9 protein-coding genes are annotated in these 10,576 nt (G+C 71.3%); 7 read left to right on the forward strand and 2 right to left on the reverse strand.

The features are described 5' to 3' along the window. Positions 1–94 precede the first annotated feature (94 nt). Positions 95–934 carry an MBL fold metallo-hydrolase gene (locus ADL12_RS40370; RefSeq protein WP_244188238.1) on the forward strand — a complete coding sequence of 280 codons (840 nt, stop codon included), beginning with the start codon at positions 95–97 and terminating at the stop codon, positions 932–934. A 21-nt stretch (positions 935–955) separates the two neighbouring features. Here the strand turns inward: ADL12_RS40370 and ADL12_RS40375 are convergent, their stop codons facing one another. Together ADL12_RS40375 and ADL12_RS40380 are read right to left on the reverse strand one after the other, a co-directional pair. Then, positions 956–1,576: a DedA family protein gene (locus ADL12_RS40375; protein ID WP_062712773.1), complete on the reverse strand. Its 621-nt coding sequence runs from the start codon at positions 1,574–1,576 to the stop codon at positions 956–958. Further along, a complete protein-coding gene (locus ADL12_RS40380) occupies positions 1,573–2,346 on the reverse strand; it encodes an MBL fold metallo-hydrolase (protein ID WP_062712775.1) in 774 nt (257 codons plus the stop codon). Before ADL12_RS40380 ends, ADL12_RS40375 begins: the two co-directional genes overlap by 4 nt. Before the next feature lie 84 nt (positions 2,347–2,430). Here ADL12_RS40380 and ADL12_RS40385 point away from each other — a divergent pair, with 84 nt between their 5' ends. From ADL12_RS40385 to dnaK, 6 genes are all read left to right on the forward strand, one after another. Further along, entirely contained in the window at positions 2,431–2,838 is a 408-nt protein-coding gene (locus ADL12_RS40385; protein WP_062712777.1) for a hypothetical protein, read from the forward strand. 129 nt (positions 2,839–2,967) lie between these two features. Beyond that, positions 2,968–5,085: a phage holin family protein gene (locus ADL12_RS40390; RefSeq protein ID WP_079052543.1), complete on the forward strand. Its 2,118-nt coding sequence runs from the start codon at positions 2,968–2,970 to the stop codon at positions 5,083–5,085. Positions 5,086–5,219: 134 nt separating this feature from the next. Beyond that, positions 5,220–6,281: an ATP-binding protein gene (locus tag ADL12_RS40395; RefSeq protein WP_062712781.1), complete on the forward strand. Its 1,062-nt coding sequence runs from the start codon at positions 5,220–5,222 to the stop codon at positions 6,279–6,281. Beyond that, on the forward strand, positions 6,278–8,086 hold the full coding sequence (locus tag ADL12_RS40400) for a vWA domain-containing protein (protein WP_062712783.1): 1,809 nt from the start codon (positions 6,278–6,280) through the stop codon (positions 8,084–8,086). Before ADL12_RS40395 ends, ADL12_RS40400 begins: the two co-directional genes overlap by 4 nt. Before the next feature lie 58 nt (positions 8,087–8,144). After that, the gene (locus ADL12_RS40405; protein ID WP_062712859.1) at positions 8,145–8,573 is read left to right on the forward strand and encodes an OsmC family protein; all 429 of its coding nucleotides are present in this window, start codon (positions 8,145–8,147) and stop codon (positions 8,571–8,573) included. A 133-nt stretch (positions 8,574–8,706) separates the two neighbouring features. After that, positions 8,707–10,575, forward strand: coding sequence for a molecular chaperone DnaK (gene dnaK, locus ADL12_RS40410; RefSeq protein WP_062712786.1), 1,869 nt, complete (start codon positions 8,707–8,709; stop codon positions 10,573–10,575). Position 10,576: the final 1 nt, after the last annotated feature.

The raw sequence follows: 10,576 nt of genomic DNA on the forward strand, positions 1-10,576 counted from the left end.
CCAGCCCCGATAACTCGCCGACATCCGCAGACACCCGCACCACCCCCCGGGAAGCACTACGCAGCAGCGTACGCCCGCAACTAAAACAACGGCATTGGGCCTAGCCGACATCCCGCGGCTGCCCTTCGAACCGGCCCCGCTGCCCCGGGTGGACGCGCGCACGGTCGCCGTCTCCTGGGCGGGGCACGCCAGTTGGGTCGTGCGGATCGGCGGACTGACCGTCCTCACCGACCCCGTCTGGTCGCGCCGCATCCTCGGCACCCCGACCCGCATCACCCCCGTGGGCATCGCCTGGAGCGCCCTGCCGCGTGTCGACGCGGTCGTCATCTCTCACAACCACTACGACCACCTGGACGCCCCCACCCTGCGCCGACTCCCGCGCGACACCCCCGTGTTCGTGCCGGCCGGCCTCGCGGGCTGGGTCCGTCGCCGCAGGTTCGCGCAGGTCACCGAGCTGGACTGGTGGGAGGCGGCCGAACTGTCCGGCGTCCGCTTCGACTTCGTGCCCGCCCACCACTGGTCCAAGCGCACCCTGACCGACACCTGCCGCAGCCTGTGGGGCGGTTGGGTGCTCACCGCCCCCGACGGACAGCGCGTGTACTTCGCGGGCGACACGGGCTACGGCCACTGGTTCGCCCGCATCGGCGAGCGCTACCCCGGCATCGACCTCGCCCTCCTCCCCATCGGCGCCTACGACCCGCGCTGGTGGCTGAGCGACGTCCACTGCGACCCGGAGGAGGCGGTCCGCGCCGCCCAGGACCTCGGCGCGCGACGGATGGCACCGATGCACTGGGCGACGTTCGTGCTTTCGGCGGAGCCGGTCCTGGAACCGCTCACGCGCGTGCGGACGGCGTGGGAGAAGGCGGGGTTGGACCGGGAGGACTTGTGGGACCTACCGGTTGGTGGCTCACGGGTGCTTGATATTGCCGGGTAACCCGCACCCCGCGACGAAACATCACTTGGCAGATCGAACCCGCTTCCAAACACTCGGCGCCGCACTGATGACCAGCGTCAACGCAACGGCCGCGACCACACCCTCCCACGGCTCCGGAAACAGCGACCCCCCAAGAATCCCGATCAACTGGTACGTCACAGCCCAGGCCAGGCAGGCCGGCAAGTTACCCCGAGCAAATCGCCGCACCGGCCACTTCGCCAGCAGACAGGCCAGCATCACCGGCAGCCGCCCCGCCGGCACCAGCCGGGACAACACCAGCACGGCCACCCCGTGCTCGGCGAGCTTCCCCTGCGCCTGCGTGAGCCGCTCCTCCGGCGCGCGCGAACGCATCGCCTCCAGCCAGCGCGATCCGTTCTTCGAGCGCATCCCGCGCCGCCCCAGCCAGTACAGCGTCACATCGCCCAGGAACGCGGCCGTCGACGCCGTCACGAACACCAGCGCCAGCGCGAACGGCGCCGTCTGGTGGAACGCCACGACCGCCGCCGAACTCACCAGCGCCCCGGTCGGCACGATCGGCACCAGCGCCCCGATCAGCACCAGCAGGAACAGCGACGGATAGCCGATCGCCTGCTGCGTCGACTCCGGCGGCACCGTCGTGGCGGTGGCGGCCAGTATCGTCACCGGGCCACCCCCAGGCGCACGCTCTCCCCGTGCGCGAGCCGGTGCACCGACACGCCGGGGGCACGCTCCGCCGCGAGCCGCACGAACTCGTCGCCCGGCGCATGGAATTCATGGGGGCGCACGGCGTCCATGCCGATCGGCCAGTACGTGCCGTAGTGCACCGGCACCGCACTGTGCGGCACGAGCCGGGCCAGCGCCTCGACGGCCCGCCCCGCGTCCAGGTGGCCTTCCCCGAGATACGGTCCCCAGCCGCCCACCGGCAGCAGCGCCACGTCGACCGGCCCGACCTCCTTCGCCATCGACTCGAACAGGCCGGTGTCCCCGGCGAAGTACGTACGCCCCTCGCCCTCGATGACATAACCGAGGGCGGGAGAGCGGTGCGGGCCGACGGGCAGCCGCCGCCCGTCGTGCCGCGCGGGCACGGCCCGTACGGCCAGCTCGCCCACCGTGGTCACGTCCCCGGGCGCCATCTCGGTCACCCGCAGATGCGTGAGCCGGCGCAGCGCAGGCACCGCGCGGAGCGCGCCCCGGGGCACGAGCAGGCGGGTGCCCTGCGCCAGCCTCGCCAGTGACGGAACGTGGAGGTGGTCCGCGTGGAGGTGGGAGACCACGGCGACGTCCGCACGCCAGGCGCCCGGCGGCGGCAGTGCGCCCCGGCGACGGCGCAGGTGTGCGAGCCGGCGCGCGAACAGGGGGTCGGTGAGGACGCGTACGTTCGAATCGTCGACCGTGCAAGTGGCGTGACCCCACCAGGTGATCTCCACCGGCACCTTCTTTGCCTCCTTCGCGCGACTCCCCGAAGCGTACGGGCTGGAGTAGGGTCGGCGGCGAAACCCGGAGGTGAGGGGGACGCCATGGGGTCATCCGTAGTGCGCGTGACGGCGATCGCCAGTCTGACGCCTCTCGAAGAGCTGGACGCCGACCCCTTCCTGGTGGACTCCCGCAGCCAGCACGCGATGTGCGCGCGCTGGGCCGCCGAGCACGGGTACGTCGTCGCGCGCGAGCTCCTCGTACGCCGGTTGCGAGCGGACCACACCGTACTGTGGGAGGGCGTCCGACCCGGCCTCGACCTGTTCGTGGCGCCCAGCCGGAGGGTGCTGGAGAGCGCGTTGTCCTCCGTCGATGAGTTCACTGCGGAGTGCGCCCGGCGGGGGGCGCGGGTGGAGATCGTGGGGCGCGCGGAGCCGTTGTACGACGCCCAGATGAAGGCCCGGGTGCACCGGAGGCTGTCGATGCCGACGGCCGGGTACGACGGGCGTTGAGTGCGCCGCCGGCAGCGTTGCCGAACCGCAGCCTGAGAAGGAACCGGTGGGGAGTGTGACGCGTTGTGTCAGGCTGGGGCGTAAAGGCCCGTTTCGGGGCGGCGAGCCGGGACGTGAGGTGAGCTGGGCGTGCGAGGTGGGCGTTGGCGGCGGGTCGCCAGTCAGGTCGGGCGGAGCGTCACCGTGTGGGCGGTCTCCACCGTCACGATACTCGTGCTCGCCGGGATCCTGCCCGACTTCCAGCTCCAGTCCGCGGACGGTGACAGCGCCACCCGTATCGCCGTCACCGCGGCCCTCGGCGCCGGCGCGTTCGGTCTGCTCTCGGCGATCTTCTGGCCCCTCCTCGTGCGGCTCCTGCTGCTGGTGCCCGCCCTCGTGCTCGGCCTGCTGGTGTTCTTCCTCAACGGCTCGCTCCTCATCGTCGCCCTGCGCCTCGTCCCATCCGGCGACAGCGAGGCCGCCCCCGAGACCGCCGTCATCGTCGCCGCCGTGATGTCCGCCGTCGCCTCCGCCACCGGCGCCGCCCTCGCCGTACGGGACGACGACGCGTACCGGCGCAGGCTGTACCGTCTCGCCGACCGCCGCCGTAGAGCGCTGCCACCCGGCCCGTCCAGCCCCGGCACCGTCTTCCTGCAGCTCGACGGCGTAGGCCACGACGTCCTGCGCGACGCCGTCGGCAAGGACCTGATGCCGACCGTCGCCCGCTGGCTCGGCGACAGGAACAGGGACAGCGACAGGAACAGGGACGGTACCGGCGCCGGTGCCCGCCCCACCCACCGGCTCACCCCCTGGCGCACCGACTGGTCCAGCCAGACCGGCGCCAGCCAGCTCGGCATCCTGCACGGCAGCAACCACGACGTCCCCGCCTTCCGCTGGTACGAGAAGGCCGGCCGCGAGGTGATGGTCTGCAACCGCCCCACCAGCGCGGCCGAACTCCAGCGCCGGGCCATCGACCGGACCGGTGACAGCGGACTGCTCACCGCCGACGGGGCCAGCCGCGGCAACCTCTTCAGCGGCGGCGCCGACGAGCAGGCCCTCGTGCTGTCCATCGCCACGAAACGCCGCAGCCGCGAGAACCGCTCCCGGGCGGGCTACTTCGCCTACTTCTCCGACCCGGCGAACGCCGTGCGCACCGCCCTGTCCTTCGTCGCCGAGGTCTGCCGCGAGATCGGCCAGTCCACCCACGCCCGAGCCCGCAAGGTCCGGCCGAGGGTCTCCCGCGGCGGCCTCTACCCGTTCGTCCGTGCCTTCGCGACCGTCGTCGAGCGGGACGTCGTCGTGGCCGCGGTGATGGGCGACATGCTCGCCGGGCGCACCTCCGTCTACGCCGACCTCGTGGCGTACGACGAAGTGGCCCACCACTCCGGACCGTGCAGCCGGGACGCCGAGAAGGTCCTCGAACGCCTCGACCGGGCCCTGGCGTTGATCGAGAAAGTCGCCGAGCACGCGCCACGGCCGTACCGGATCGTCGTGCTGTCGGACCACGGCCAGAGCCCCGGCGAGACCTTCCGCGCCCGCTACGGTCTCGGCCTAGGCGACCTGGTGCGGGCCGGCTGCGGGCTGCCCGTGCCGCGCAAGGCGCAGCGCACCCACAGCGGCGCCGAGGCCCGCGCGGCCGTGCGCGCGGCGCTGCGCCGGCCCGTCGAGGAGGGCGGCGAGGAGCATCGCCCCTCCCGCCGACGCTCGGAGCCGCTCGTGCTCGCGTCCGGCAACCTCGGCCTGGTCTCCTTCCCGGACGTGCCGCACCGGATGACCAAGGAGGAGATCGACGCCCGCCACCCGGCCCTGCTCACCACCCTCGCCAACCACCCCGGCGTCGGTTTCGTACTCGTCCGCAGCGAGGAGCACGGCGGGGTCGTGCTCGGCGCGTACGGCGCGCAGATCCCGCTGGACCGACTCGACAACGATCCGGGACCGTTGGAGGTCTTCGGGCCGGGCGCCGCCGACGCCGTACGCCGCACGCACTCCTTCCCGAACGCCGCCGACATCATGGTCAACTCCGCATACGACCCGGCCGACGGCGGCGAGGTCCTCGCCTTCGAGGAGCAGATCGGCTCGCACGGCGGACTCGGCGGAGCGCAGGGCAAGCCCTTCCTCATGTCGCCGCTCGCCTTCTCCGCGCCGGTCGACGACGGGGAGGACCTCGTCGGCGCCGAGCACGTCCACCGCGTGCTGCGCCGCTGGCTGCGTGAATCGAACGGCCCCCAGGTGCCCTTGGAGGCGGAGCCGGAGGAGCGGGCCGCCTGAGTGCCGGGCGCTGTCAGCGCCGGTCGCGCAACAAATCGGATGACGGCCGCAACCATCAATTGAGAACCTCGACGGCGAGCAACCACATCCGCGAGAGCGGCGCCGGTTTAGGCGCAAAGAGGGGAGTCCCTGCCTTGCAGGCAGCCGTAACTGTCACGCCCGCCCGTATCCCCGACCTCCTTCTCGGCCTCGCCACCGTGCGGCCGGTCTTCATCTGGGGCGCCCCCGGCATCGGAAAGTCCTCCCTCGTCCGGGACTTCGCCGAGTCGCTGGGGCTGGAGTGCGTGAGCCTGCTCGGCACTCAGCTCGCGCCGGAGGACCTGATCGGCGTGCCGCAGATCCGCGACGGACGGTCCGTGTTCTGCCCGCCCGAGGCCATTGCCCGCGACGAGCCGTACTGCCTGTTCCTGGACGAGCTGAACGCGGCCACCCCGGATGTGCAGAAGGCGTTCTACTCGCTGATCCTGGACCGCCGTATCGGCAACTACGAACTCCCCAAGGGCTCGATCGTCATCGGCGCCGGCAACCGCGCCACCGACAACGCCCTCGCCCGCCCCATCGCCTCCGCCCTCGTCAACCGCCTCACCCACATCCACCTGGAGGCGTCCGCCAAGGACTGGCTGACCTGGGCCGCGAACAACGGCATCCACCCGTGGGTCCTGGACCACCTCACCGACCGGCCCGACCACCTGTGGTCCAAGCCGCCGAAGACCGAGGAGCCGTTCTCCACGCCCCGCTCCTGGCACATGCTCTCCGACGCGCTGCACTCCTTCGGCCGCGACCTCGACGAGGAGACGCTGAAGGTGCTCGCGCACGGCACGCTGACGCCCGTGCACGCCACCGCGTTCTGCGGCTACGTCAAGATCGTGCGCAGCCAGTTCGGCATCGAGGCGATCATCAAGGGCGACGCCCGCTGGCCGCACCGCATGGCGGAGCGCGACCTGCTGTACTACCTCGCCGAGTCCTTCCGCGGGCGGCTCATCAAGGAGCTGCCGGTCAGCAAGGAGCACATGTCGGCGAACGGGCGGCAGACCGCGTACCGCGCCAAGTCGCTGCTGGTGCAGCTTGCGGAGATCTCCGTCGAGGTCGCCCAGAGCGTCATCGCCTCCGACGCCGACGGCAACCCCGTCCTGCCCGCCTGGTTCCTGGTCGAGGCGGCGCGGGACATGCCCCGGCTGGTCGAGGCGCGGCGATGAGCCGGACTCCCGCCAACCGAACTCCCGCGAAGAAGAAGCGGGATGTCGCGGGCGAGGCGTTCGCCGAGGGGATGCGGCTGGTGCGGGCCAACCCCGCGCTCGCCGCCGTCGAGTTCAGCGTCTGCCGCGACGAGAAGTGCGACACGGCGCTCCGGGACGGACTCGTCCGCGTCTCCTCCAGCGGCACGCTGCACGCCCACCCGACGCGCATCGCCGATCCCGCCGTGTGGGCCTGGTCGATCGCGCATGCCGTCCTCCACCTCGGCTTCGGCCACGTCCCGGCGGCGAAGGGGGAGCGCGAGCAGCCCGACCGCTACGACATCGCGGCACGCTGCGTGACCGTCAACCGCTTCCTGCTGTCCTTCCCCATCGGCCGTGCCCCGGACGACCAGCCCCTGTCGTACCCGGACGGCGACGAGGAGCGACTCGCCGCGCACTGGCGACGCAACGGGCTCCCGGCCGCGTACGAGCGCTGCGGTACCGCCGGCGCCGAGCCCGACCAGCTGCTCGTGGAATGGCGCGGCTGGTACAACCAGCCCCCGGACCATCAGCTGGCCTTCGCCACCGCGCTGACCCGCACCGTCTCCACCGCGATGGACATGGCGGGCGGCCGCCGCGACTCCATGGACGGCGAACCCGTCAAGAAGCGGCCCTGGCAGTGGGCGCTGGAGTGGTTCATCACCTCCTACCCGCTGCTCGGCGGCATCGCGGCCGGCATCAAGCTGGTCGCCGACGCCGAACTCGCCCGCGCGCACGGCATCTCCGTCGCCGCCGTCAACGCCGAGGCCGGTGAGATCTACATCAACCCGCTGCGGACCTTCGAGGACGAGGAGTGGCGGTTCATCCTCGCCCACGAGATGCTGCACGCCGCCCTGCGCCACGGCGACCGCTGCGGCGCCCGCGACCCGTACCTGTTCAACGTCGCCTGCGACTACGTCATCAACGGCTGGCTGCGCGAGATGCAGGTCGGCGAGATGCCCCACGGACTGCTGTACGACGCGCAGTTCACGGGCCTGTCCGCCGAGGAGGTGTACGACCGGATCGTCGGCGACCTGCGCCGGATGCGCCGGCTGGCCACCCTGCGCGGCAAGGGCGTCGGCGATGTGCTCGGCGCCCCGCTCGGCCGGCCCGGTGACACTTGCGACCTCGACGAGTTCTACCGCCGCGGCCTCTCCCAGGGCCTGGACCTGCACCAGCAGCAGGAGCGCGGCTTCCTGCCCGGCGGCCTGGTCCAGGAGATCCGCGCGCTCAGCCATCCGCCGCTGCCCTGGGACGCCCGACTGGCCCGCTGGTTCGACGAGTTCGTGCCACGCCCCGAACCGGTCCGGACGTACGCCCGTCCCTCGCGCCGCCAGTCGTCGACCCCCGACATCCCGCGCGCGGGCCACTATTTCCCGCCCGAGGAGATCGCCCGCTGCACCTTCGGCGTGGTCCTGGACACCTCCGGCTCGATGGGAGCCGTCCTGCTCGGCAAGGCGCTGGGCGCGATCGCCTCGTACGCCGAGGCCCGGGACGTACCGGCGGCGCGCGTGGTGTTCTGCGACGCGGCACCGCACGACGCCGGCTATGTGCCGGTGACGGAGATCGCGGGGCGGGTGCGGGTGCACGGGCGGGGCGGTACGGTCCTGCAGCCCGGGATCGATCTGCTGCAGCGCGCGGACGACTTCCCGCCGGGCGCGCCCGTCCTGGTCATCACGGACGGCTGGTGCGACGTGCTGCGGGTGCGGCGCGAGCACGCGTACCTGATTCCGCAAGGTCGTCGTCTGCCGTTCACCCCGCGTGGGCCGGTCTTCCGGGTGCAGTGAGCCGGAATGTGATCGGATGGTCCCCCAAGGAAACAGCAAGAATTCGGAAGGACTCACCGTGGCAACCACGCGCTCCGCACACACCGTCTGGGAAGGCAACCTGCTTGAGGGCAACGGTGTCGTCAACTTCGACTCCTCCGGTGCCATCGTCGCGCAGCCGGTCACCTGGGCCTCGCGCGCCCAGGAGGCGAACGGCAAGACCAGCCCGGAGGAGCTGATCGCCGCCGCGCACTCCAGCTGCTTCTCCATGGCGCTGTCGCACGCCCTGAACGGCGCGGGCACCCCGCCCACCAAGCTCGTCACCTCTGCCGACGTGAGCTTCCAGCCGGGTGAGGGGATCACCGGCATCCACCTCACCGTCGAGGGCACGGTTCCCGGCATCGACAACGACACGTTCGTCGCCGCCGCGGAGGACGCGAAGAAGAACTGCCCGGTCAGCCAGGCTCTGACCGGTACGACGATCACGCTGTCGGCCAAGCTGGCGTAGCGCTCCGCCGGCGGCTGAGCGCCCGCTCAGCCGCCGTTTGGGACTCGTCCCCCAGGTCACCCGTCCCATTGACAAGAACCCGCTCAAGTTTTGTGCTGGAGTTCAAGGGGCGCCCTGGCGGAAGGGGACAGCGATGGCACGCGCGGTCGGGATCGATCTCGGGACCACGAACTCGGTGGTCGCCGTCCTGGAGGGCGGCGAACCCACAGTCGTCGCCAACGCGGAGGGGGCCAGGACCACACCGTCGGTCGTGGCCTTCGCCAAGAACGGCGAGGTCCTCGTGGGTGAGGTGGCCAAACGGCAGGCGGTGACGAACGTCGAGCGCACCGCCCGCTCCGTGAAGCGGCACATGGGCGACGGGAACTGGCGCTTCCCCGACCAGGGCGACATCGACGGCACCCGCTACCGGGCGCAGGAGCTGTCCGCCCGGGTGCTGCAGAAGCTGAAGCGGGACGCCGAGTCCTATCTCGGCGAGGACGTCACCGACGCGGTGATCACCGTGCCCGCGTACTTCGACGACGCCCAGCGGCAGGCCACCAAGGAGGCCGGGGAGATCGCGGGCCTGAAGGTCCTCAGGATCATCAACGAGCCCACGGCCGCCGCCCTCGCCTACGGGCTCGACCGGGGCGAGGAGCAGACGGTGCTGGTCTTCGACCTCGGCGGCGGCACCTTCGACGTCTCCCTGCTGGAGATCGGCGACGGCGTCATCGAGGTCAAGGCCACCAACGGTGACACGCACCTGGGCGGCGACGACTGGGACCAGCGGATCGTCGAGTACCTCGTGAAGAAGTTCAAGGGGTCGTACGGCATCGACCTCGGCAACGACAAGATGGCGCTGCAGCGGCTGCGCGAGGGTGCCGAGAAGGCCAAGATCGAGCTGTCCAGCTCCTCCGAGACGACGATCAACCTGCCCTACATCACCGCCTCCGCCGAGGGCCCCCTCCACCTCGACGAGAAGATGACCCGCGCCCAGTTCCAGGAGCTCACCGCGGACCTCCTCGACCGCTGCAAGACCCCCTTCCACCAGGCGATCAAGGACGCCGGCATCAAGCTCGCCGCGATCGACCACGTCATCCTCGTCGGCGGCTCCACCCGCATGCCCGCCGTCACCGACCTCGTCAAGGAACTCACCGGCAAGGACCCGCACAAGGGCGTCAACCCCGACGAGGTCGTGTCCGTCGGCGCGACCCTCCAGGCGGGCGTCATCCGCGGCGACGTCAAGGACGTCCTGCTCCTCGACGTCACCCCGCTGTCCCTCGGCATCGAGACCAAGGGCGGCATCATGACGAAGCTCATCGAACGCAACACGACGATCCCCACCCGGCGTTCGGAGATCTTCACCACGGCCACCGACAACCAGCCCTCCGTCGGCATCCAGGTCTACCAGGGCGAACGCGAGATCGCCGCGTACAACAAGAAGCTCGGCGTCTTCGACCTCACCGGCCTGCCGCCGGCCCCGCGCGGCGTCCCGCAGATCGAGGTCGCGTTCGACATCGACGCCAACGGCATCATGCACGTCTCCGCCAAGGACCTGGCCACCGGGCGCGAGCAGAAGATGACGGTGACGGGCGGCTCGGCGCTCCCGAAGGACGACATCGACCGCATGATGCGGGAGGCCGAACAGTACGCCGAGGAGGACCGCAACCGCCGCGAGGCGGCCGAGACCCGCAACCAGGCCGAGCAACTCGTCTACCAGACCGAGAAGTTCATCCGCGACAACGAGGACAAGATCCCGGCGGACACCAGGACGGAGGTCGAGTCGGCGGTCACGGACCTCAAGCAGCAACTGGAGCAGAACGCCGAGACGAGCGCCCTGCGCACGGGAATCGAGAAGCTCGCCACCGTCAGCCAGAAGATGGGCCAGGCGATGTATGCCCAGACCCAGCAGACCCCGACGGGCAGCGCCAACGGCACGGAGCAGACCTCACCGCAGGACGACGAGGGCGTCGTGGACGCCGAGATCGTCGACGACGAGAAGGACCAGAAGGGCGGGGCGGCATAGG

This window comes from Streptomyces regalis (assembly GCF_001509475.1).
Classification (GTDB): domain Bacteria; phylum Actinomycetota; class Actinomycetes; order Streptomycetales; family Streptomycetaceae; genus Streptomyces; species Streptomyces regalis.

Excerpts from the sequence above, each read along its gene's own strand:
- ADL12_RS40385 (WP_062712777.1), top strand. The coding sequence starts at position 2,431 with ATGGGGTCATCCGTAGTGCGCGTGACGGCGATCGCCAGTCTGACGCCT.
- ADL12_RS40400 (WP_062712783.1), top strand. The coding sequence starts at position 6,278 with ATGAGCCGGACTCCCGCCAACCGAACTCCCGCGAAGAAGAAGCGGGAT.
- dnaK (WP_062712786.1), top strand. The coding sequence starts at position 8,707 with ATGGCACGCGCGGTCGGGATCGATCTCGGGACCACGAACTCGGTGGTC.